19 protein-coding genes are annotated in these 22637 nt (G+C 61.1%); 7 read left to right on the top strand and 12 right to left on the bottom strand.

All coding sequences use genetic code 11. From position 1 onward, the window contains the following. Positions 1-11 precede the first annotated feature (11 nt). The 6 genes from M728_RS19290 to M728_RS19315 all read right to left on the bottom strand — a co-directional run bounded on the left by M728_RS19290 (position 12) and on the right by M728_RS19315 (position 6195). A complete protein-coding gene (locus M728_RS19290) occupies positions 12-1091 on the bottom strand; it encodes an ABC transporter ATP-binding protein (protein ID WP_026622515.1) in 1080 nt (359 codons plus the stop codon). Then, positions 1088-2023: a PfkB family carbohydrate kinase gene (locus tag M728_RS19295; protein WP_026622516.1), complete on the bottom strand. Its 936-nt coding sequence runs from the start codon at positions 2021-2023 to the stop codon at positions 1088-1090. The genes M728_RS19290 and M728_RS19295 overlap by 4 nt, the downstream gene beginning before the upstream one ends. A gap of 1 nt (position 2024) precedes the next feature. Next, positions 2025-3050, bottom strand: coding sequence for an SIS domain-containing protein (locus tag M728_RS19300; protein ID WP_026622540.1), 1026 nt, complete (start codon positions 3048-3050; stop codon positions 2025-2027). Continuing rightward, positions 3047-3892, bottom strand: coding sequence for a carbohydrate ABC transporter permease (locus tag M728_RS19305; RefSeq protein WP_026622517.1), 846 nt, complete (start codon positions 3890-3892; stop codon positions 3047-3049). Before M728_RS19305 ends, M728_RS19300 begins: the two co-directional genes overlap by 4 nt. Then, positions 3892-4773, bottom strand: a complete 882-nt coding sequence (locus M728_RS19310; RefSeq protein WP_026622518.1) for a carbohydrate ABC transporter permease — start codon at positions 4771-4773, stop codon at positions 3892-3894. Before M728_RS19310 ends, M728_RS19305 begins: the two co-directional genes overlap by 1 nt. 183 nt (positions 4774-4956) lie before the next feature. Beyond that, on the bottom strand, positions 4957-6195 hold the full coding sequence (locus M728_RS19315) for an extracellular solute-binding protein (RefSeq protein WP_026622519.1): 1239 nt from the start codon (positions 6193-6195) through the stop codon (positions 4957-4959). 233 nt (positions 6196-6428) lie between these two features. Here M728_RS19315 and M728_RS19320 point away from each other — a divergent pair, with 233 nt between their 5' ends. The 7 genes from M728_RS19320 (at position 6429) to M728_RS19350 (ending at position 14260) form a co-directional block, all read left to right on the top strand. Next, a complete protein-coding gene (locus M728_RS19320) occupies positions 6429-7658 on the top strand; it encodes an ROK family transcriptional regulator (protein ID WP_026622520.1) in 1230 nt (409 codons plus the stop codon). Positions 7659-7878: 220 nt separating this feature from the next. Next, positions 7879-8778, top strand: a complete 900-nt coding sequence (gene cysD / locus M728_RS19325) for a sulfate adenylyltransferase subunit CysD (RefSeq protein ID WP_026622521.1) — start codon at positions 7879-7881, stop codon at positions 8776-8778. Next, positions 8778-10679 carry a sulfate adenylyltransferase subunit CysN gene (gene cysN, locus M728_RS19330; protein ID WP_026622522.1) on the top strand — a complete coding sequence of 634 codons (1902 nt, stop codon included), beginning with the start codon at positions 8778-8780 and terminating at the stop codon, positions 10677-10679. The genes cysD and cysN overlap by 1 nt, the downstream gene beginning before the upstream one ends. Then, positions 10676-11485, top strand: a complete 810-nt coding sequence (gene cysQ / locus M728_RS19335; protein ID WP_026622523.1) for a 3'(2'),5'-bisphosphate nucleotidase CysQ — start codon at positions 10676-10678, stop codon at positions 11483-11485. Before cysN ends, cysQ begins: the two co-directional genes overlap by 4 nt. A 77-nt stretch (positions 11486-11562) precedes the next feature. Continuing rightward, a complete protein-coding gene (locus M728_RS19340) occupies positions 11563-12303 on the top strand; it encodes a PHP domain-containing protein (RefSeq protein ID WP_026622524.1) in 741 nt (246 codons plus the stop codon). Then, complete coding sequence (locus tag M728_RS19345; protein WP_026622525.1) at positions 12300-13292, top strand: ATP-grasp domain-containing protein; 993 nt, start codon at positions 12300-12302, stop codon at positions 13290-13292. Before M728_RS19340 ends, M728_RS19345 begins: the two co-directional genes overlap by 4 nt. Before the next feature lie 32 nt (positions 13293-13324). Next, a complete protein-coding gene (locus tag M728_RS19350) occupies positions 13325-14260 on the top strand; it encodes an NAD(P)-dependent oxidoreductase (RefSeq protein WP_026622526.1) in 936 nt (311 codons plus the stop codon). A gap of 176 nt (positions 14261-14436) precedes the next feature. Here the strand turns inward: M728_RS19350 and M728_RS19355 are convergent, their stop codons facing one another. The 6 genes from M728_RS19355 to M728_RS19380 form a co-directional block, all read right to left on the bottom strand. Next, positions 14437-15600 carry a calcium-binding protein gene (locus M728_RS19355; RefSeq protein WP_026622527.1) on the bottom strand — a complete coding sequence of 388 codons (1164 nt, stop codon included), beginning with the start codon at positions 15598-15600 and terminating at the stop codon, positions 14437-14439. A gap of 263 nt (positions 15601-15863) precedes the next feature. Further along, a complete protein-coding gene (locus M728_RS19360) occupies positions 15864-16946 on the bottom strand; it encodes a glycosyltransferase (RefSeq protein ID WP_026622528.1) in 1083 nt (360 codons plus the stop codon). 71 nt (positions 16947-17017) lie between these two features. Next, a complete protein-coding gene (locus tag M728_RS19365) occupies positions 17018-18238 on the bottom strand; it encodes a glycosyltransferase family 4 protein (protein ID WP_026622529.1) in 1221 nt (406 codons plus the stop codon). A gap of 154 nt (positions 18239-18392) precedes the next feature. Beyond that, complete coding sequence (locus M728_RS19370) at positions 18393-20507, bottom strand: nucleoside-diphosphate sugar epimerase/dehydratase (protein ID WP_051441009.1); 2115 nt, start codon at positions 20505-20507, stop codon at positions 18393-18395. 450 nt (positions 20508-20957) lie between these two features. Next, positions 20958-21524, bottom strand: a complete 567-nt coding sequence (locus M728_RS19375) for a GtrA family protein (protein ID WP_051441010.1) — start codon at positions 21522-21524, stop codon at positions 20958-20960. Next, a complete protein-coding gene (locus M728_RS19380; protein ID WP_026622531.1) occupies positions 21517-22518 on the bottom strand; it encodes a UDP-glucuronic acid decarboxylase family protein in 1002 nt (333 codons plus the stop codon). Before M728_RS19380 ends, M728_RS19375 begins: the two co-directional genes overlap by 8 nt. Positions 22519-22637 lie beyond the last annotated feature (119 nt).

Genomic DNA, 22637 nt, shown 5'->3' on the forward strand with positions numbered 1-22637 from the left:
GAAGACGGCGGTTATGCTGCTCGAAGCGAGCGGCCGCTGCTCGGATCGAAGAGATGCAGCGCGGCCTCGTCAAAGGTGAAGGCATGAGTTGATCCCATGCTCAGCGCCGTGCGCGGCGGCAGGGACGCGATGATGCGCTGTTTACCGACTATTGCCGTGGTCACGAGTTCCGGCCCCGTCAGCTCTACGACCTCCACACGCGCCATCAATCTCGGGCCCGGTGAGCCGGCCGCGAGCCGCAGGACTTCCGGCCGGATGCCGACCTTGACGGGTCGCCCCGCGGCGGCGCTTTTGAAGCTCGCCGGCAGCGGAAGGATTTCCTCGCAACCGTCGAGCATCAGCCCGCTTCCGGTCACCTCGGCGTCGAGGATGTTCATTGGCGGTGAGCCGACGAAGCCGGCAACATAGAGCGTCTCGGGCCGGTCATAGATCTCTTCGGGCGTGCCGAGCTGTTCGATCCGACCCTCGCGCATGACGGCGATGCGGGTTGCGAGCGTCATCGCCTCGATCTGGTCGTGTGTGACGTAGACGACGGTGGTCTTCAGAATCTGATGCAGGCGTTTGAGTTCGGTTCGCATCTCCATCCTGAGCTTGGCGTCGAGATTGGAGAGCGGCTCGTCGAAGAGGAAAACCTGCGGGTTGCGCACCAGCGCCCTGCCGATCGCGACTCGTTGGCGCTGGCCACCGGAAAGCTGGCTTGGCTTGCGGTCCAGCAGATTCTCGATCTGGAGCAGTTTCGCCGTCTCACACACCGCCTTCTCGCGCTCGGCGGTCGCCACCTTGCGCATCTCGAGCCCGAAGCCGATGTTGCGGGCGACGCTCATGTTCGGATAGAGCGCGTAGGACTGGAACACCATTGCGATGTCCCGATCCTTGGGATGGACCCCGAGGACGGAGCGCTCGCCGATCAGGATGTCGCCGCCGCTCGGTTCGGCCAGTCCGGCGATGATGTTCAGAAGCGTGGACTTGCCGCAGCCGGACGAGCCGAGCAGCACCAGGAACTCGCCGCTATCGAGTGCGATGTCGATGCCTTTCAAGGTTTCCACCTCGCCATAGCGCTTGTGGATGTTGCGGATTTCGAGTGCGCTCATCGCTGACTTTCTTCGATAAAGGCAGAAAGGGGTTTGCCATAGCTGCGCGGCAGCGTGGAAATCGCCTCCGAGGCGACGGCGACGCCGGTCTTAAGGCAGACTTCGAGCGGCATGTCGGCGGCAAGCGCCGCCAGAAAGCCGGCATTGAAGACATCGCCGGCGCCGATCGTATCGACGACCTTGACCCGCGGTGCTGCGACGGAAAAGGCCTGTCCGTCCGGGGCGAGCGCAAGCGCGCCACGCGGGCCGCGTTTGACAACGACGATTGCATCGGCCGGCATCGCGCCCTTTAACCTGGCTGCCGCCTCGGCGGAATCGGATTGCCCCGTCAGCATGGTCGTCTCCACCTCGTTGAAGAGCGCGCAATGACAGCGCTTCAGCCAGCTCAAAGTCTTGAGCCTGTTCTCTTCCGTCCAACCCTCGATCGGCCAGCCGGTGTCGAGTGCCACTGCGACTTCGTGCTCGTCCGCCCAATCGAAGAGCTCGTCATAGGCGAGCGTCAGCGCATCGGTCAGGAACGAGCCTGAGAGCAGCGCGTAGCCGCCGCGAACCCGCTTTCCGTCGAGCATCGAGTGCACTTCTTGAAAGCTGAAGAGCGGCAGGTGACCTCGGGTGGTAAAGAAGGTGCGCTCGCCGTCGGGGTGGGTGATGCCGACCGAAAGCGTCGTGCCGACGGCCTCCACCGGCCAATCGCGGGACCGTTCGCCGAAGGCCTCCTTCAGCCAGCCGCCGAACTGGTCGTTGCCGACATTTGCGGCGATCTCGTAGTCGACGCCGAGCGAATCCCAGGCAAGCGCGTTGTTGCCGGCGCAGCCGCCGACGCGCAGCTCGTCGTGATCGACGATGATTTCGGTGCCGGCCTTCGGCCAGGGCTCGGCGGGACCGAGGATGAGGTCGACATTGACGTTGCCGATGGCTGCAAGCGGACGCATTTCATTCGCTCCGGGTGACCTTGGTGGACCGCACCGGCGTGCCGGCATTCTCGACGCGGGCGTCGGCGAAGGCGACCATCAGCGACTGCGCGACGGGCAACATTGCCAAGATGGCGGCCATTCCTGTTGCCCGCTTGAAACCAATCGTCGTGACGCCTTCGATCGGCGGTTCGCCCGAAGCGTCGAAGACGACGACCGGCGAACCGGCCTCGGCGGCAGAAACTGCCATCGCTGCCACGCGCCCGGCCGTCGGATCGGCGGCTCGAAAGAGCACGACACCTACGGAGGGCCCAAGCATTTCCATCGGCCCATGCCGCAACTGTCCGCCTTCGAGCGAAAGGCAGGGAAGCCGCGAGAGTTCCGTAAAACCCAGCGCAATCGCTTCCGCGAGCCCCTGCAGTCTGCGGCCGGACGTGACGACGGCACCGACATCGGCGAGCGCCGCAAGAGCGCCGTCGATTGCCGGCATTTCGGGACCCTCTAGGGCGTGAAGTGCTTCGGCCGGATCGGCGCCGAGGGCGGCGAGTATCGCGAGATGCAGTGCGAAACTCACCGTCAGGCTGCGGGTGGCCGCAAATGCCCGCTCAGTGCCGCCTGCTCCGATGAGCGACGGTACAGCCCTCGCCAGGAAAGCATCCTCTTCGAGTGTCAGTCCGAATGTCTCGGGCGTGCCACCGTTCGTCTCTCCGAACCAGCGCAGCACTTCGGCGCTCTCGCCGGATTGCGAGGTGACGAGAATGGTCTTGTCGTCGATCGAAAGCGGCTGGCCAAGCTGTTCGGAGAGCGGCAGGGCCACCGCATCGACGCCGAGCGCGCGATAAAGCGGCTCGACCGCCCGGCCGACGGCGTGCGAGCCGCCCATGCCGAGAAGGAGAAGCCGGCCGGTCGATATCAGCGAGGCAGCAATCCGCTGGGCAAGAGCGGTCGCTCGTTCATAGGAAGCGATGGCGTCGGCGTGCTGGCGCGCCATCTCCCGATCAATCGCGATGAGCCCCGCCGGGCGATCCTTTGATACGCTCATGGTTATCCCTTTACGCCGCCGCTGGTGAGCCCGGAAATCAGCGCTCTTTGCATCACGAGGCCGATCAGCACCGGGGGCAGGGCGGCGAGCACGCCGGCGGTTGCGATCAGCCCGTAGTCGGAGACACGGCCGCCGGCGAGGTCCGCAATGGCGACGGTAAGTGTTTTGGCGCGCAGATCGGAGGTGAAGAGCAGCGCGTAGAAGAATTCGTCCCAGGCAAGCAGGAAGGCGAAGAGCGCCGAGGTCGCCATGACGGGGGCGGCGAGCGGTAGCGTCAGCAGCCTCAGGATCTGATCGAGCCGCGCGCCGTCGATCATCGCCGCGCTCTCGATCTCGCGCGGTATGGAATCGAAGCCCGACTTCAGCAACCAGGTCGTGAAGGGCGCGAGAATGGTGAGATAGACGAGCGCCAGACCGAAAACCGAGTTGAGCAGGCCGAGATAGGCAAGACCCATATAGAGCGGCACGGCAAGCGCTACTGGGGGCAGCATATAGGTGGCGATCACGGCATAGAGCGACCAGGAGACGGCCGGCGTGCGCGACACGGCCCAGGCGGAAGGAACCGCGACCACGACCGAAGCAAGCGTCGCCATCCCGGCGACCTTGAGGCTGTTGAGGAGCGAGGCGATGAAGGCTGCGCCGGCGCTGTTCTCGACGGCTGACAGAAGCGTGCGATAGCGGGAGAGATCGACCTCGCTCGGCCACCAGTTGAGGGGCTTCGCGGAAAGATCGGCCGCGGGCGAAATGCTCATGACGAAGAGCCAGATGATCGGTGCCAGGATCACGACGGCGAATACGAGGGCGCTCGCATGGATGAAGACGGAAAAGAGGCGGCTTTGGCGTTCCATCATGAAGCTCCGGCAGCCCTGCGTAGCAGCGCCGCATAGGCGACGGCGAGAATGGTCACGAGCAGGGTGACGATCAGCGCCAGCGACGCGCCCGAGCCTGCCCGCTGGAAGGAAAAGGCTTCCTGGTAAACAAGGATCGAGAGCGTGCGGGTGCTGTTCGCCGGCCCGCCCCGCGTCATTACCCAGATGATGTCGAAGACCTTGAAGGCCTCAATCGTGCGCAGTACCAGCGCCACGAGCAAAGGACCGGCGAGATAGGGCATGATGACGAAACGGAAACGATTGAAGGGGCCGGCGCCATCGACGAGCGCGGCTGCGGTGATATCGCGAGGGACGGCCTGGAGCGCGGCAAGGGCAATGAGCGCCACCAGCGGAAAGTTCTTCCAGCAGTCGGCGACGATCAGCGCAACCAGGGCCGTGCCCGGCTCGCCGAGCCATGAACGATAGCTGTCGAGAAGGCCGAGTTGGGTAAGCGCCGCATTCAGCGCGCCGTATTCGGGGTTGTAGATCAGCCGCCAGAGCGTCGCATTGACCACGGTGGGCAGCGCCCAGGGCAGGATCATCAGCGCCCGAAGTGCGGTTCGTCCGCGGAATTGCTGGTTGAGGAGGAGTGCGGCAAGGACGCCGAGCACCATTTCGGCGGCGACCGAGACGATCGCGAACCAAGTGGTGGTGACGAGCGCCCGTTGGAAGTTCGATCCCGTCAGCATTTTCGCATAGTTGTCGGCGCCGACGAAGCTGCCCGCGGTGCCGACAAGCTTCGCGTCGGTGAAGGAGAGCCGCACGGTATCGACGAGCGGCCAGCCGATGACGGCAACCATCACCACCAGGAGCGGCAGCATCATGAGCCACGCGCGTGTTGAGATCCAGGTGCCGGACATGAATTACACCTTTTGGCGCCTGCAAGATGCGGGCGAGCTCGGTTGACCCGACCGGCAAGCATATCGATTTAAGAACTTGGGGCAGAACCTGGCGGTAAGCCGTCCCATGGACGTGGTTTCACGCTTCCGCGCCCCGGGGCGTTCGGCGCCCCGGACGATTGCTCGTCCGGGGGAGGCCGGCCGTCAAAGCCCACTGTTTTCAGCGGCGCTCTTCAGCGCATCTTCGGGCGACGCCTGGCCGAGAAGCGCTTCCTGGATTGCTTGCTGCAGGGCGGTCGAGAGCTCCTGATATTTGGGCGTTGTCGGTCGCGGATACATGGCCGCAAGCCCGCGCTTCGCCGCGGCGATCAGCTCCTCCTGGCCCTTGGTCACATTTGGATCCTCGTAGGAGGAGGCCCAGATCGGCAGGCTGAGCTTGGCATAGGCGTTCTGCGTCTCCTGCGAGGTCATGTGGACGATGTATTTCCACGCCTCTTCCGGATGCTTGCTGGTGGTGGTGATGCCGAGCCCCATGGAGCCGTTGACGGCGGAAACCTCACTCTTGCCGGCGACGCCCGGTGCCGGCACGACGCCGACCTTGCCGGCCACCTTGCTCTCCTTCGGGTCATTGGCGAGATTGTACATGTAGGTCCAGTTGAGCGCGAAGGCGGCTTCGCCGTTCTGGAACACCTTGCGCACATCCTCCTCGAGGAATTCTTTGGAGTTGGGATTGGTGAGGCCTGAGGTATAGCTCGACACCATGTAGTTGAGCGCGTCGAGCCCGCCGCCCGTGGTAAAGGCAGGTTTGCCGCCCTCGAGGAACTTGCCGTCATAAGCGCTGACGAGCGTCGCGTAGTCGCAGATCGCCGCTTCCGCCTGCGACCAGCTCCATGCGATGGGCGTGTCCAGAATGCCCTTTTCCTTGATCGTCTTTGCCTGTTCGGCAAGCTCGTCCCAGGTCTTCGGCGGTTCCTTGATGCCGGCTTTCTCAAGGATTTCCTTGTTATAGAAGAGATACTTGGTGTCGAGGATCCACGGCATGCCGTAGCGCTTGCCGTTGTATTCCACCGTGGTCCAGGCGCCGGGGAGGACACCCTTCTTCATTTCCTCCGTGATCCGGTCCGTGACGTCGACGAGCACGTTGTTCGTCGCGTATTCGGCTGGCCAGATCACGTCAAAGAGGACGACGTCGTAGCCGCCGCCGGAACCCTGCGCCAGCACCGTCTTGTCGTGCAGGCCCTCATAGGGGACGAATTCGAGATTGACCTTTACGTCCGGGTTGGCCTTGGTGAAGGCCTCCGTCATGGCGCGGACATCGGCCTCGCTATAGGCGGCCTGCGCCATGAAAAGGGCATTGAGCGTGGTTTCCGCATAGGCGTGTCCGGTGAGTGCAACGCCGGCAAGCGTCGCGCCGAGCAAGGCGCTGGGTATGGATTTCAACATTGTCGCCTCCATTTGCTGACTGCTTCAGTCCTCCCGGCGCACTGCCGATGCGCGCGCCGAATGCCAGAAATCCGCCGCTTCCCGCGACGGCCGTCGACAAATCAATCGGAGCGTCTGCGGTCGCTTTGGCGACCGCTTTCGTTCCCCCGAGGTTCTTTCGACCTCTTATTAAGTCAATTGTCTTGACTAATTTCTTGTTCAATATTCTAGATGTGTCAAGTGGGATTTGCGGGATGAACGAGATGCGCCCGATCCGGGCAAAGAGCGGCACCAATCAGGAGGGGGCGAGCGCCCATAATCGGCGCGTCATGATCGATGCCTTGCGGCTGAACGGGCAGCTTTCGCGGGCCGATCTCGCGCGGGCGACGGCACTCACTAAGCAGGCCGTCTCCAACATCATCGAGGAGTTGGAGAATGACGGGCTTGTCACGTCGCTCGCGGCCGTCCGCAAGGGGCGGGGGCAGCCCTCGACCCCCTATCGGCTGGTGCCGGAAGGAGCCTTTGCCATCGGCCTGCAAATCGATCGGCACGTGACGCGCACCGTTGCGGTCGATCTCGTCGGCACGGTGCTTACGCGCAAGGAGGCGAACCTGCCTGCCGGCGGACCGGAAAAGGGCGCAGAGGCCGTTCTTGCCCTGATCGAGGAAACCCGGCGCGCCCTCGTGAAGGTCGCGCCGAAATCGAAGGATCGCCTCGTCGGCCTCGGCGTCGCCATGCCCGGGCCTTTCGGCATTGCTGCCGACCAGGATGACCCCTGGATGATGGCCGCCTGGCAGAGTTTTCCTTTGGTGGAGACACTATCAACCGGGACGGGCCTCGACGTGCGCCTGCAGAATGACGCGGCGGCGGCGGCAACGGCGGAAAAGATGGTCGGCGCCGCCCACGGCCTCGACCACGCCCTTTGCATCTACCTCGGATACGGTCTTGGCGCCGGGCTGATCCTCAACGGTGAGCTCTACCGCGGCGCCAATGGAAACGCCGGTGAGATCGGCATGATCCTCAGCAGGCCGCGTGGCGGGGCGGATGACGCGAGGGCACCACTCGAACACAGGACGTCGATCGCCTCGCTCTGCAAGGCCCTCGATCTCGACCCTGCCGATCCCGACCTCTACGACCACATCGACGCCAAAGCCCGCATGCCGGATCAGCGCGTGCAAGCGTGGATTGCCGATGCCGCCTTTGAACTCCAGGCCGCCATCCAGATTCTCGAGACGGTTTTCGATCCACAGACGGTCATCCTGTGCGGCGGCATGCCGCCGGGCCTCGCCGACCTCCTCCTCGACGCTCTCCATCCTCTGCTCCCTTCGATCGCCGAGCGGCGGGGGCGGAGCGCGCCACGACTGCAACTGGGCTTCACCGACCCCTGGGCGGTCGCGATCGGCGCAGCGGCGGAACCAATCAGTCGGACATTCGATCCGCGGTTTTCCGCGATCCTGAAGACGCGGGTGACTGGCGCGCCCTGATCGCAGCAGGCGGGCGGCCACGTCGCGCGCCACTTGCGAAAAAGAGGATTGCTATTGTTACTTGAAATATTAGCGATATGGCGCTTAAATGCGGCCTAGCCGGCGGGATCACGTTTAGCTGCGGTACAATTATTTGAAATGCGCCTGCGGTCATTGGCGGCGACAATCTTTTTATTCGCATACAAGTATTTTCATTATTTAAAATCAGAGGGATTGCGGCATGTCTCTTCCCCATCTTCGGCGACTTGAAGCCGAAGCAATTCACGTTATTCGAGAAGTCGTTGCAACGTTTTCCAACCCGGTTGTACTTTATTCCATCGGCAAGGACTCTTCGGTTTTGCTGCACCTGGCGATGAAGGCGTTCTATCCGGCCAAACCGCCTTTTCCTTTCCTGCACGTGGATACCAAATGGAAGTTCCGGGACATGATCGAGTTCCGTGACCGGATGGCGCGCGAACTCGGTTTAAACCTTCTGGTCCACGTCAATCAGGACGGGATCGACCAGGGTATAGGCCCTTTCACGCACGGGTCCAACGTCCACACCCACGTCATGAAGACAATGGCGCTGAGGCAGGCTCTGGAGAAGTACGGCTTCGACGCGGCTCTCGCGGGGGCGCGCCGTGACGAGGAGAAGTCGCGGGCCAAGGAGCGCATCTTCTCCATCCGCAGCGCCCAGCACGGCTGGGACCCGAAGCGTCAGCGCCCGGAGATGTGGAAGACCTACAACACGCGGGTAGGCCAGGGCGAGACGATGCGGGTCTTCCCGCTCTCCAACTGGACCGAGTTCGACATCTGGCAATACATCCTGCGCGAGAATATTCCGATCGTGCCGCTCTATTTCGCGGCCCGGCGGCCGGTCGTACAACGCGATGGCATGCTGATCATGGTGGACGATGACCGCATGCCGATCCAACCCGAGGAGGAAGTCCTGGAGCGCCTCGTACGTTTCCGCACGCTCGGCTGTTATCCGCTGACCGGTGCGATCGAGTCCGAGGCTGCCACGGTTCCGGACATATTGCGCGAAATGCTGACGGTGCGGACGTCGGAACGGCAGAGCCGCCTGATCGACACCGACGAAGTCGGGGCGATGGAGAAAAAGAAGCGGGAGGGGTACTTTTGATGTCGTATGTTCAATCCATACCGCCGCATGACATCGAGGCGCATCTGGCCGAGCACGACAACAAGTCGATCCTCCGATTCATCACCTGCGGCTCCGTTGACGACGGAAAATCGACTCTGATCGGACGATTGCTCTACGACGCGAAACTGATCTTCGAGGACCAGTTGGCAAACCTCGGACGCGTCGGCCCGCCTGGCACCGCCAACGGCAAGGAGATCGATCTGGCCCTTCTTCTCGATGGGCTTGAGGCCGAGCGCGAACAGGGCATCACCATCGATGTCGCCTATCGGTATTTCGCCACGTCGAAGCGCAAATTCATCGTTGCCGACACACCCGGCCACGAGGAGTATACGCGGAACATGGTGACCGGCGCTTCGACGGCGGATCTCGCCATCATCCTGATCGATAGCCGCCAGGGCATCCTGCAGCAGACGCGGCGCCATTCCTACATCGCCTCGCTGCTCGGCATCCGCCACGTCGTGCTCGCGGTCAATAAGATCGACCTCGTAGACTTCAACCAGCAGGTCTTCGACGAAGTCGTCGCCGACTATATGGCTTTTGCGAAGGAACTCGGCTTTGCCAGCATCCGCCCGATCCCGATCTCGGCGCGCTACGGAGACAATGTCATCTCGGCATCGGTAAACACGCCGTGGTACAGGGGCCTGGCGCTGCTCGAATATCTGGAGACGGTCGAACTCGATCCACCCGTCCAGGAGAAGCCACTGCGCTTCCCGGTGCAACTGGTCATGCGGCCGGACGCGGACTTCCGCGGCTATTCAGGCCAAGTCGTCTCCGGCAGGGTTTCCGTCGGCGATCCGGTCGTCGTCGCAAAATCCGGCCAGCGAACGACCGTCAACGCGATCGTTACCTATGACGGGAACCTCGTTACGGCAGGGGAGGGCGAGGCCGTCACGCTCGTCCTTGCGGACGAGGTCGATGCCTCGCGCGGCAACATGCTGGTCCCCCCGGCCGCGCGGCCATTCGTGGCCGACCAGTTCCAGGCGCATGTGATCTGGTTCGACGCCAACCCGATGTTCCCGGGGCGTAGCTACATCCTCAGGACCGAGACGGACAGCGTGAGCGCGACGGTCACCACGCTCAAGCATCAGGTCAACATCAACAGCTTCGTACGCGAAGCGGCGAAATCGCTGCAGATGAACGAAGTGGGCGTCTGCAACATCTCGACACAGACGCCGATCGCCTTTGACGCCTACAAGGACAACAGGGCGACGGGCAACTTCATCATCGTCGATCGGGTGACGAATGCCACCGTCGGCGCCGGCATGATCGATTTCCCGCTTCGGCGCGCCGACAATGTCCACTGGCATGCGCTCGAGGTGAATAAAGGCGCGCGCAGCGCGATGAAGAACCAGCGCCCTGCCGTGCTCTGGTTCACCGGGCTTTCCGGCTCCGGCAAGTCGACGATCGCTAACGCGCTCGATCGCATCCTGCATGCTCGCGGCAAGCACACCTACCTGCTCGACGGCGACAATGTGCGCCATGGGCTCAATCGGGATCTCGGCTTTACCGAGGAGGATCGTGTCGAGAACATTCGCCGCGTGGCGGAGGTGGCCAAGCTCATGGCCGATGCCGGTCTGATCGTTCTCGTCTCCTTCATCTCGCCGTTCCGCGACGAGCGGCGCATGGCGCGCGAATTGATGGAGGAGGGCGAGTTCATCGAGATCTTCATAGACACGCCCCTCGACGAGTGCGCGCGTCGGGATCCTAAAGGGCTCTACGAGAAGGCGCTCGCCGGCAAGATCGCGAACTTCACCGGCGTCTCCTCGCCTTATGAGGTGCCGGAAAACGCCGAATTGCATCTGCAGACGGTCGGTCACGAGCCGATCGACCTCGCTCTGAAGATCGAGGAATTCCTCGACAAGAGGATGGGGGACGAATGACACCTCTTTGCGAACTGCTTGAACGCATCGCGCTCGACGCGGGCGCGGCCATTCTCGATGTTTATGAGGCTGGCCCCAATATTTGCTACAAGGACGACCAGTCGCCGGTCTGTGAGGCCGACGAGCGAGCCGAAGCCATCATCTTGGACAGGCTCGCGGCCGCCTTTCCGCATATTCCGGTCGTTGCGGAGGAGTCCGTGGCATCTGGCCGCGTTCCCGACATCAGCTGCGGCACCTTCTTTCTGGTCGATCCGCTAGACGGGACGAAGGAGTTCATCAACCGGCGCAGCGACTTCACGGTCAACATTGCCCTTGTCGAGGGCAATGTTCCAATCGCCGGCATTGTCTACGCGCCGGCGCAGCGCTGCGCCTATGTGGCCGACGACGGCCGAGCGGAAAAGCTCTTCCTGGACCAGGCGTTCAAGGTCGAGCAGAGGCAGGCGATACGCGCTCGGATTCGAGGGGCAGCCCTGACGGCGGTTGCCAGCCGCTCCCACAACAGCTCCGAAACAGAAGCGTTTCTGGTCGGCCACGGTGTAACGGACTACACTTCCGTCGGTTCGTCGCTGAAATTCTGCCTGCTCGCCGAAGGCAAGGCGGACGTTTATCCGCGCTTTGGCCGAACGATGGAGTGGGATACGGCGGCCGGCGATGCTGTGCTGAAGGCGGCCGGCGGATCGGTGGTCCGGTTGGACGGCTCGCGCTTGCTTTACGGCAAGACGAGGCAGGACGGCGATAGCGACTTCGCAAATCCGCATTTCATCGCCTGGGCGGACATGTCTGCGATGGCGCTCGTCCAATGCTGAAGGCTCATGGGCTGCAGGTGTCGTCGCAGACGACCGATGAAATCGATCGAGAGTGCTTATCGAGGGACACGATTAGGATGAACGGGCAGGGAAAGACCCAAACCGGCAAGCCTGTATTCTCTCGTTTCAGGGAGCTAAGCCGAGAGCAATTGAATGTGGAACTCCAGGTTCACACCAACTGGACCGACGGGCAGGCGACGACCCTCGAAATCGTACAAGCGGCCCATGAACGCGGTCTCGCCGCGCTGGCGTTCACGGAACATGTGCGCGAAGAGACGTCCTGGTTTCCTGACTTCAAGGTGGAAGTGCTTTCCGCTGCGCGCCGGTTCGAGGATTTGCGCGTCTATGTCGGCTGCGAGACGAAAGCCATGGACGATAATGGCCGGCTGGATGTGTCGCAGTCCGTGCTCGACCTGTGCGACATCGTTCTGGGCGTCGTTCACCGACTCCCCGACGGCCAAGGCGGCTATCTGGATTTCAAGCAATTGTCGTTCGATGAGACAGCCGAAATCGAATTCCGGCTGTCGATGGGAATGATCGCGACAGCGCCGATCGATGTCCTTGGTCATCCGGGTGGTATGAGCCTGAGGCGGCACGGCCGTTTTCCGGAGAGGTATTTTCGCGCGTTGATGACGGCGACGCTCGAGCGGGGAATCGCGATCGAGATCAACTCTTCGTATCTAGTCGATATGCCTGCCTTTCTGACCTTGTGCGAAGAGATCAATCCATTTGTTTCGATCGGTTCCGATGCGCACAAGTTGAGCGAATTGGGCCGCTGCAGGGATCAGCTGCTTGATTTGGGGGTAGGGCGGTCATGAAGGTCTTCATCACGGGTGCAGGCGCGCTCCTCGGGCAAGGCATCATTCGCGCCTTGCGGCGGTCAACACTGAAGGCGACGATCGTCGTGGGAGATCCAAATCCCCTGTCGGCCGGACTTTATTGGGGTGACGTCGCCCACCTTGTCCCGATGGCGAATGACCCTGCGTATCTGGACAGGCTGGGCGCGCTGCTGCGGGCCGAGCGGCCCGACATCCTCATCCCCGGAACCGATGTGGAGCTACCGATCCTTTCAACCAATCGCGAAGCGATTGAACGGACCTACGGAACCAAGGTGATCATCAGTTCGCCTCGCGTCGTCTCCATCGCGAACGACAAATGGCTCACCTCCGAGTTCCTCCGGGAACGGGGACTGGGGTTCGTTCCCTCGTGTCTGCCCGGTCACGAGGAGGTCTTGATCGAAGAATGCGGCTTTCCGCTCGTCGTCAAGCCACGGGTCGGCGCCAGGTCGATTGGCTTTAGCGTCGTGCGTAACCGGGAGCAGTTGACGCGAGCCATAGCCGAGCAGGCCGACATCGTCATACAGAAATATGTCGGCTCGGAAGCCACCGAGTACACCGCGGGGACGCTGACCTTCGATGGGAAATGCCGCGCGACAATCGTCATGCGAAGAGACCTTCGAGATGGGAACACCTATAGAGCTTTTGCCGAACCCTTTCCCGCTCTGAACAAGGCGATGGCAGAGGCTGCCGCCGCTCTCGGCGCCTACGGTCCGGCGAACTTCCAGTTTCGCCTGGACGATGGAGTTCCGCGAATTTTTGAAATCAATGCGCGGTTTTCCGGAACAACGGCGGTCAGGATCCATGCGGGCTTCAATGAGGTGGAGATGTGCATTCGGCATATTCTCTTCGGCGAGGCGGTCGAGCAGCCGGAGATCATGCCGGTGACAATATTGCGGCACTGGTCGGAGACCGTGGTGAGACCGGGCGAGGTAATCACGGCTGCCGAGCTGCTGCAGGAAGAAGTCTAGGCGGCCTGCGGGGAGGGCGGTATTTGACCTCAATGCAGCTCGTTGTTACCGGCGCGACAGGTTTTATCGGTTCGAGACTGATCGACCACGCGCTTTCGAGAGGCCACCGGGTCATGGCCCTGGCACGCAACCCGGATCGAGTGAAGCCGAGAGAAAATTCTCGGTTTCGCGTCGCGAAATGGTCGCTGGGCGACCCCCTGCCGGCGATGACGCAAGCGAGCGCGATTCTCCATCTCGCTGCCCATATTCCAGCTGACTTCGGCGACGCGCATGAGGCCGCGAGATGCTTCGAGGTCAACACGAACGGTGCCTTGCAGCTCGCAATGCATGCCGCCTCGCAGGGTGTGAAGAGATTCGTGTTTTTCGGATCGGGGCAGGTCTACGCGCCCACTTCCGAGTCGGCGTCGGAGACGAGTGCCGCCTTTCCCGTGCATCGCGCCAGCTATTATCTGGCGAGCAAGCTCGCGGCTGAAATTTGTCTTTTGTCCTTCGGAACGGCAAACGCGATGCCGGTGACGGTGCTGCGCCTCGCCTCGGTCTACGGTCCCGGCATGCATGGCGCGGGGATGGTGCCGACCTTCATTCGCGCGCTCGGGAGCGGGCGCTCTGTGGTCATACGGGACGGGGGGCGATATCGCGTCGACCTTGTCTACGTTGACGACGTCGTCTCGTTGGCTTTGGCGGCAATCGAGAAAGAACAGGCGGGGATATTCAATGCGGGTAGCGGCCAGGCCTGCAGGTCGCTGGAAGCGGCGCAGACTATCGCTGAGGCGCTCGGCGCGGCGCGGGATCTCGTCAACGTCGAAGGCGCGCGGACGGATGGGGCCGCGTTGGGTTTTGCGGAGCTGAGTGTCGCAAAGGCGGTCGAGCAGTTGGGATACAATCCGCGCTCTTTCCGCCAAGGCATAGAAGCATGGAAAGCAGAGACGGGGCTTGCGGACTTCCGGAGCGGGAGCGGGCAAGAATAACGCCACGAAGCTGAGGCGCAGCCGCGCCACGCCCTGAACGGTTAACAGGAAGGCGCCGCCCTTTCAGCGCCTTCCCATTCTTTGATCGCAAGCACGTTGCCTTGAAGGTGATACACCGCGAAGGGTGTCGCCTTCCCGGCCTCTTATTGGAGTGTCAGGCTACCTGGCGATCTGCGTCAGGCGAAGAGAAAGTCGCTTCTCGAAAAATTCGCGGCGCTGAGGGTGCCGTTGGGGTCGTCCACGAGGATGGAGAACGCGTGGCCGCCGGAGTCGTGGCCCTTTATCAGCACGTCGCCGTCAGAGGTATCGTAGGCATAGACGGCTCCGTTGGCACCAGAGTTGGAATACTGGGTAACCCCAAGTTTCTCGATAATCAGGACATCGATACCATCCTGGAAATCCATGACGGTGTCCTGGCCGCTGAGCGCCGGTGTCGCCTTGAAGACGAAGCGGTCGGCATCGGCTCCACCCCATAGTATGTCGCTTCCCGCGCCGCTAAGGAGCGTATCCCTCCCTGCGTCGCCGCGAAGCGTATCGACCCCATCGCCTCCATCTATAAAGTCGTTACCGATGCCACCGTAAAGGACGTCATCGCCGGCTTCGCCCCCCATAAGATCATTGCCGTCGTCCCCGTACGCCAGATCGTTGCCAGCGCCTACCTCGATCCTATCAGCGCCGGCGCCGCCATGGGCCTCGTCGATGCCGCTTTCGGAGTCTAAGATGTCATTGCCGTCGCCGCCGTCGAGATAGTTGTTCCCGTCGCCGGCATCGACGATGTCATCACCGATGCCGCCATAGACCCGGTCATTGCCGGACTGGCCTTTGAGAACGTCGTTGCCCTCTTCGCCGTAGATCTTGTCGTTGCCGGCGCCGCCTCCGACCGCCTGCTGTGTGACCTTTCCGGTTGCCGGATTTACGCGGTTGTTGAATCCGTCGTTACCGGAACCGGCGTAGATGATGTCGTCGCCATCGCCCCCGTCGATGTATTCTTCGCCCGCGCCGCCGAAGATCTTGTCGTGTCCAAGGCCACCGAGTAACCGGTCATGGCCATCTCCGCCATCCAAGGTGTCGCTGCCATCGCCGCCGTCAAAGATGTCGTTTCCTAATCCGCCCTTGAGCGTGTCGTTACCCAGGCCGCCGGCAAGGCGATCGTTGCCATCGTCACCCTCGGCATAGTCGTCGCCGTCGCCACCGACGATGTAGTCGTTACCCAGGCCGCCGAAGATCTTGTCGTTGCCTGCTCCGCCTTCGAGATAATCGTCGCCGCCGTAGCCCCAAAGCTCGTCGTCACTGAGAGCACCGCGGATCGTGTCGGACAGATTGGTTCCCTTTAGAATCATCATCATCTCCTAGCTGTTTGCAGGAGGGCCAATAATTTGAGAATGGGGCGCAAACGTGAACTGAGGCCTAAAGTCACCCTTCACCACAAGAATACACACGTTTTTACAAGGAAAAATAGAATTATACTACTTAGTTTAGAAAGGATCAATGGTCCGTCAACTGAATTTACGACACTGGCGAAAGCCAAGAGTCTCATCTAATTCGTAGGTTAATTATGGAAATACGCGGAACGACACTTCCTGATTGTAATCGAATTCCTGGTTTAAGACGTTAGAAAACTTGCATATTTTTCCCGGATCGCGGTGATCGCGTACTCATTTTCGATACGCTCTCGGGCGTTGCGCGCATAGCGGGCGTATTCGGTCGGCGAAAGGTCCAGGATTTCGCGGATTGCCTTGGCAAGTGCCTCAGGGTCGCGTGCGGGTACGGCAATGCCGGCGTTACCCGCGACGGTGGCGGCATCGCCGACATCCGTGGTGACGATCGGCTTCGCATAACTCATCGCTTCTGCAATGACGTTGGGAAAGCCCTCCGTCCTCGATGACAGCACCAAAGCGTCGATGCTGCAGTAGTAGGATGGCATGTCGGCGATTTCACCCCTGAGATCGACGGCATGCGCCGGCAAACCCGCCTCCATCATCAAGTCGGTCACAGCGCGGTTGTCGTAGGAAAGCCCGTTGCCGGCCGCGGAAAAGACTGCCTGTGGGTGTGTCTTGCGAACGGCCGCTACGGCTTTGAAGAACGTGCCATGATCCTTCTGCGGATGAAATCGACCGACGATACCGATCCGGCGGACTGTTGTCGCCTCAGCGGGACTGATCTGAGGCAAGTCGAAGCCATTCGGGATGACAACCATGTTCCGGTTTTGATAGCCGTAGGCCTGATGTAACTCGAGGGCCCGGGCGCTATTGTAGATGATGCCGGCCGGCTGGCTAGACAGCAGCTTTGCACCGGCAATTGCGAGGCGGGAGCTGCGCGTGAGCGAGGCGGGATCATCCAGGGACTGGCGAATGTTCCAGTAAACCGGTGCTCCACATCGGGCCATGCGGGACGCCAGCACCCCAACGATCATCGCGTGGTACATCCAGCACAGGATCACATCGGGCCGTTCCTTGCGGATGAGCCGCGCGAGCCGCAAGATCGCGCCGGGCAGCGCCGTGAGGGAGGAGGCGGCCAGCGACACATAGGTAACTCTCGGATTATCGGCGAGATTGCGGTTCCGATCCGAGACACCTATAAGCGAAACGACCACAATACGCTCATCGGCTGAACCGTGAAGGAGGCGTGCGAGCATAGTCTCGGCGCCTGCACTGGCGGTGAAGTTGGTAATGACATGCATGATCATCGCCGCGGCTCCGCGTTCGCCGCTGTCCATGCATATATCGGACGTATGATCTGCTGCGCCATGGAAGCCCATCAATCAGTCAAGCCCATGCCGGCAATCAGAATCCGGTTGATCATGTGCACGTCGAATTTGGTCTCCGCGAGTTCTCGCGAGGCCCTACCCATTTTTTCGGCGAGGTGTGGATCGCGGGCAAATGACGCCATCGCCTCGGCGAGCGCGATGACGTCGAGCGGCTTCACAATCATCCCGTTCACACCGGCCTGCACCGTATCGCGGCAGCCTGGCAGGTCCGTCGTGATCACCGGTCTTCCGATCGCCAGCGCTTCGAGGATGCTCCGCGGAATGCCTTCGCGATAATAAGAAGGCAGGACAAAGACATTGCATGCCTCCAGATAGGGGCGCACATCGTTGCTGGTGCCAAGATACTCCAATATTCCTTCGCTGACCCAATTGTTGATTTCTTCGCGCGAGATTGCCGTGGGATTGCTGTCAAAGTGGCCGAGCAGTTGAAACCGGGCGTCGGGAAAGGTGCGACGCACGAGCCTGGCGGCTTCTATATACTCCACCACTCCCTTGTCGCGCAGGAGCCGTGCAATCATAAGGAAAACAGGCCGTTCGCGAGCTCTTGCAAAGGCAAAGTGATCCAAATCGACGCCGGATCCGGGAACCATTGTCGGCGAGAGGCCCTCCTGCAGCATGCGGTAGCGGCGTATGTCTTCTGCATCCGCGTCGTTATAGACAAAAACGACTCTCGCGCGCTTAAACGCCAAACGATACAGGCGGACGCACAGGTGGCGGATGGCCAAGGCTTTGAATGAGCGACCGCCCGCCTCTGAAAAGACGTGACCGAGACCCGTGACGAGGAAGCAACGTTCCTTTATCCCCAGCGTTCGGGCGGCGATGCCCGCATAGATGATCGGTTTCATCGTATAAGGGAGGATCATCTCCGGCTTCAGCCGTTTGAAATGTTGTCGCAGCGACCAAAAGGTCCGGATGTCTTCCAACGGATTGAGACCGGTTCGGGCCATGGGAATCCGAATGAAACGCACGCCGATTTCAGCGAGCGCCTGCTCCACTCGCGGGTCGTGCTCGGGAGCGAAGGCTATGACGTCGTGTCCGGCGCCGGCCAACCGCTTCAACAACTCCAACCGAAAAATCGTTAGAGACGCCGTTAGGCTTGCGACAACGGCGATCACGCGCCTGCGCGCTGGAGGATATGCAACACCGGACGGACCTGTCGAACAGGCGACGTCCTCGGTATGCATGCGAGCTACATGTTCAGCGGAACTCAAAGCTGACCTCCCGGATCGGATCCCCGGACTGATTCCAGCGTACAAAGCGACGCGTGATTGCGGCTGCTCGGCTCGAGGCCGAGCGCCTTGGCGTCGGACGGGTTTCGACGGAAAGGTTCCCTGCAGCCATTCAGGCGAACCGCGCCTGCCATCTTCAATTGTCCGGCAATGGGAGTCCGCCACGGGCGCTCTTTCGGTAGTCGGGCCGCCGCTGCGAAACGCCAGCCTTGCTGCTTTTTTTCGGCGGGACCCAGGCCCGCTTCTTCACGGCGGAGGGCTTCGTATTGCCGGCCTCGTGCTCGTAGCGTGGAAGCAGTTCGCGCATGACCGCGACAACGGCCGCATCGTTGTCCCGCTCCGCATGGCGCTGTAGGCGGGCGAACGCGTCGCGCAACGTGGGCAAGGGAATAGGTTCCGGAACCGCGCCGAGAACGCCCGGCACCGGTGAGGTTGTGCGCTTGTCGGTCTCGTCGAAAAGCTCCTCGTAGAGCTTCTCGCCCGGACGACAACCGATGATCTTGATCTTTATTTCCTTGTCCGGAGTGAAACCGGCCAGCCGGATCATCCGGCGTGCAATGTCGATGATCTTGACCGGCTCTCCCATGTCGAGAACGAAGATCTCTCCCTGTCCGAGCTGCTTTTCGAAACCGTAGGCCGATGCCTGCAACGTCAGCTCCACGGCCTCACGGATCGTCATGAAAAAGCGCGTCATGCATGGATCGGTGACGGTCAATGGGCCGCCTCTTGCAAGCTGGCGCTCGAACAGAGGGATCAGGGAGCCGCTTGATCCCAGCACGTTGCCGAAGCGAACCGTCATGAACCGCGGACCTTTGCCAGTTTCAAGTCCGTGCAGGTCGAGCGCCTGGCAATAGAGCTCCGCGAGGCGCTTGGTCGCACCCATCACGCTTGTCGAGTTCACGACCTTGTCGGTCGACACCTGCACCATGGCGAGTGTGCCGAATTTCTTTGCTGCATTGGCAACGTTCATAGTGCCGATGACGTTGGTGAGGACGCCCTCGCGCGGGTTCAACTGTACCATAGGCACATGTTTGAGGGCGGCAGCGTGGAAGACCAGCTCGGGCCGATGCCGTTCAAAAATTTCCTCAACACGCTGGCTGCGCCGGACGCTGCAAAGGTAACTCCACCGAGATACCTCCGGGAAGGTCTCGTTGAGCGTCATGTCGATCGCGTAAAGATTGTATTCCGTATTGTCGACCAGCACGATCTCCGCCGGTTCGCAAGCAGCAACTTGCGAAGTCAGTTCGCTGCCGATCGATCCGCCGGCCCCGGTGATCAGTACGCGCCGGCCTCGAACAAGACGGCCGATTGCCTCTCGGTCGAGCGCCGCTTGCGGCCGCTCCAGGAGGTCGGTGAGTTCGATCGACCGCAGTTCGTAAGGATTGTCCCCTTTGGCGCGCTTGAGCTCAGTCATCTGCGACAGGCGCGACACTGCAATGCCGAGCCGCTCGGCGGACCGCAGCAGCTCGTCCGACGCGGTTTCACCGAAGTTCGCCGGGGCTTCCGTGAAGACGACGTGACGTGGCCGTTTGTCGAGTTGCTGCAATTCCGCCACGACCTGCTCGAAATCCTCGATCCGCCCCGCGATGGGTACGCCACGAAGACTCATCCCCAACTGGTCTGCGTTTTTGTCGAGACAGGCCACCGGCACGTGGGTGGCGTTCGGATCCCGGGCCAGCGCGCGCAGGTAAAGCTCGGCGGCGTCGCCCGCTCCCACGAGCAGCAGCGGGACCCGGTGATCGTCGCCCGCGCCCTTGCTGCGCCCATTCTTGAAGGCCGGCCGCGCTTGGGTGATTTCCTCTGCACGAAAGCTCAGCCGCGCAGCGGCGAGGAAGGCGATCAGAAGCAGCGACTGCATCGGCACGACGGTTCGCGGCATATCGATCAGTCTTGTCGAGAAGAACAGGAGCGAGATAAGCAGCAGCGATGTCAGGAGAACCGCGCGAAGGATGATCAAGAGATCGGAGATGGAGCCATATTTCCAATTTCGGCTGTAGAGGCCGGACAAGGGAAAAATGAATGCGCAAATGGCGAGGTATTGAGCGCCGGACCACATGAGGACGGAGGCTGTTTCAGGCCTTGCACTGAGCTCGGTAAAGCCGTAACGCAGCAACAGTGCCACCGCGAGTGCAATACCTGCGGAGCCAAGGTCCGCGATATATAAGGCGGGGTATTTCTGAACGCTGCGAACGGCGCCCCGTAGACGCCGATAACCGATGTCGAGGGCCGCACCGCACACCGCCAACAACATTTTAGCCGATGGTTTTGCTGCGCTCCCTCTGGGTAACATTAGGAAATTATCGCGCACTGCCTTCGCGGCGGCGTAAAAACGCTGCATGACGGCCCCTTCCTAATATCTGCAAGCCTGCCGTGCTGCCGAGCGAAAACTGCACCTACCCCAAGAGGCTTAATGGTGGGTCAAAGAACGGTGCGTCTGTAAGTCTTGTCGTCGACTGGCTCGAAAGGCTTGATAAATTAAATTCAACAAAAAGATTAGAAGTCGCGATGGGCTAGATCGCGACACAAAATGACCTGCATATCCGATTTCGATAATAAAAAAGCACGTAATTAACTAGTTGTAAATAGTCTTCGATGCATCGGCCCAATTATAGTTTTCATCAAAACTGACGGGCTGCCGAGTGTTTGGCGGCCTCGGCAGGCGGCTGCCTGACGAGGGCGGGCAAGTTGACCTTCCTAGCGCTTAAAGGCGAAATGTCACGGTTCGATTCAAATAGTAGTTGACGGGGAAGATGGCTCCAGTCGTCAGGATCTGAGCCGCGATGTAGGGCAGCAGAGTGTGCAGACTGTTAAAGATAAGCGCATTCGCCGCCAGCGTGCAGAGCGTCAGAACGACAAAGCTCGGCGCGGCGACGGTGTGCTTCGATTTCGATCTGAATGTCACACGGTGCTGAAGGCTGTAGTTGACCATGACCGAGATCGAGAGCGCTAGCGTTGATGCCGCCAAGGCGTCAATGCCGGCCAGTTCCACGAACAGGGTCAACAGGCAGATCTGCAGCAGCGCTGCGCACCCACCGACTAAGGCGTATCTCAGCAGACGCACGGCAAAGATCGCCCTCAGTACCCGTCCGACAAGCGGCAATTGCTGCAGCGTCTTCCACCAGAGGGGAGGTGCTGCGCCGGAATAAGGTTCGCCTGCGGGATGGCCGGCAGGCAGCGGTTGCGGCCGGAAACCCAGCGCGGCCGCCTCTTCGGCCGAGGTACAGCCGTCCGGTTTCGTATCCTGAGGGCACCCCCGTCCGCTAAGCATGATTTGCCTCGTACAAAGCACCGAGCTCCGCGTGCGAATCAGGACGCATCAGCAGCTCGTTAAAATGGTTGATCGTCTTCAGAAGGCCCTCCTTCAGACCGATTCCAGGTGCCCATCCAAGCTGTTCTTTTGCTCGCGAGATATCCGGGCGCCGTCTGCAAGGATCGTCCTGAGGCAGTGGCCGGTACACGATGCGCGACCTGGATCCGGTGAGATCGATGATCAACTCGGCCAGTTCGCGCATGGAAATTTCGTTGGGGTTGCCGATATTGATCGGACCGGTAACGTCAAACGGCGAATCCATCAAACGCAACAAGGCAGCAACGGTGTCGTCGACGTAACAGAACGACCGCGTCTGAGAGCCGTCTCCATGGACGGTTATGTCGGCATCCAGCAGCGCCTGGACGATAAAGCTCGAAACAACACGCCCGTCGCTCGGGTGCGTACGGGGTCCATAGGTATTGAAGATGCGCGCAACTTTGATCGCCGTTTGATGCTGCCGCCTGTAATCGAAGAAAAGCGCTTCGGCGCACCGCTTGCCTTCATCGTAGCAGGAGCGAGGCCCAATAGGGTTGACGTTGCCCCAGTACTCTTCGGTCTGGGGGTGAACGGCCGGGTCCCCGTAGACCTCCGACGTGGATGCTTGAAGGACACTGATCTTCAGCCGCTTGGCAAGGCCGAGCATGTTTATCGCGCCTTGCACGCTTGTCCGCGTGGTCTTCACCGGGTCGAACTGGTAGTGCACCGGAGAGGCCGGACAGGCAAGGTTGAATATCTTGTCCACCTCCACATAGAGGGGCATCGTCACATCGTGCCTCAGCAACTCGAATCGAGGGTGGGATAACAGTTCCTCAACGTTCGCACGGGAGCCGGTAAAGAAATTATCGACGCAAAGAACATCGGCGCCGCTTTCAATCAGCCGTTCGCAAAGATGCGACCCGATGAAACCGCACCCCCCAGTCACCAATACGCGATTTGTAAATTGACGCCCCATAGCGCTACCTCATCTGAAGCGGTTCGCCGGCGGGATGGCAATCCAGTCTCTGGCCAGCGACCGAGAGTCTGACGACGATACCCGCGTTCCCACGCAATGTGCTCTAACTCGATGGTTGC

This window comes from Ensifer sp. WSM1721 (assembly GCF_000513895.2).
In the GTDB taxonomy this organism is placed as follows: domain Bacteria; phylum Pseudomonadota; class Alphaproteobacteria; order Rhizobiales; family Rhizobiaceae; genus Sinorhizobium.

What these genes read in the sequence shown, in the direction of transcription:
- M728_RS19290 (WP_026622515.1), bottom strand. Translation starts at nt 1,091, where the DNA reads ATGAGCGCACTCGAAATCCGCAACATCCACAAGCGCTATGGCGAGGTG.
- M728_RS19295 (WP_026622516.1), bottom strand. Translation starts at nt 2,023, where the DNA reads ATGCGTCCGCTTGCAGCCATCGGCAACGTCAATGTCGACCTCATCCTC.
- M728_RS19305 (WP_026622517.1), bottom strand. Translation starts at nt 3,892, where the DNA reads ATGGAACGCCAAAGCCGCCTCTTTTCCGTCTTCATCCATGCGAGCGCC.
- M728_RS19310 (WP_026622518.1), bottom strand. Translation starts at nt 4,773, where the DNA reads ATGTCCGGCACCTGGATCTCAACACGCGCGTGGCTCATGATGCTGCCG.
- M728_RS19315 (WP_026622519.1), bottom strand. Translation starts at nt 6,195, where the DNA reads ATGTTGAAATCCATACCCAGCGCCTTGCTCGGCGCGACGCTTGCCGGC.
- M728_RS19320 (WP_026622520.1), top strand. Translation starts at nt 6,429, where the DNA reads ATGAACGAGATGCGCCCGATCCGGGCAAAGAGCGGCACCAATCAGGAG.
- cysD (WP_026622521.1), top strand. Translation starts at nt 7,879, where the DNA reads ATGTCTCTTCCCCATCTTCGGCGACTTGAAGCCGAAGCAATTCACGTT.
- cysN (WP_026622522.1), top strand. Translation starts at nt 8,778, where the DNA reads ATGTCGTATGTTCAATCCATACCGCCGCATGACATCGAGGCGCATCTG.
- cysQ (WP_026622523.1), top strand. Translation starts at nt 10,676, where the DNA reads ATGACACCTCTTTGCGAACTGCTTGAACGCATCGCGCTCGACGCGGGC.
- M728_RS19340 (WP_026622524.1), top strand. Translation starts at nt 11,563, where the DNA reads ATGAACGGGCAGGGAAAGACCCAAACCGGCAAGCCTGTATTCTCTCGT.
- M728_RS19345 (WP_026622525.1), top strand. Translation starts at nt 12,300, where the DNA reads ATGAAGGTCTTCATCACGGGTGCAGGCGCGCTCCTCGGGCAAGGCATC.
- M728_RS19350 (WP_026622526.1), top strand. Translation starts at nt 13,325, where the DNA reads ATGCAGCTCGTTGTTACCGGCGCGACAGGTTTTATCGGTTCGAGACTG.
- M728_RS19355 (WP_026622527.1), bottom strand. Translation starts at nt 15,600, where the DNA reads ATGATTCTAAAGGGAACCAATCTGTCCGACACGATCCGCGGTGCTCTC.
- M728_RS19360 (WP_026622528.1), bottom strand. Translation starts at nt 16,946, where the DNA reads ATGATCATGCATGTCATTACCAACTTCACCGCCAGTGCAGGCGCCGAG.
- M728_RS19370 (WP_051441009.1), bottom strand. Translation starts at nt 20,507, where the DNA reads ATGTTGTTGGCGGTGTGCGGTGCGGCCCTCGACATCGGTTATCGGCGT.
- M728_RS19375 (WP_051441010.1), bottom strand. Translation starts at nt 21,524, where the DNA reads ATGCTTAGCGGACGGGGGTGCCCTCAGGATACGAAACCGGACGGCTGT.
- M728_RS19380 (WP_026622531.1), bottom strand. Translation starts at nt 22,518, where the DNA reads ATGGGGCGTCAATTTACAAATCGCGTATTGGTGACTGGGGGGTGCGGT.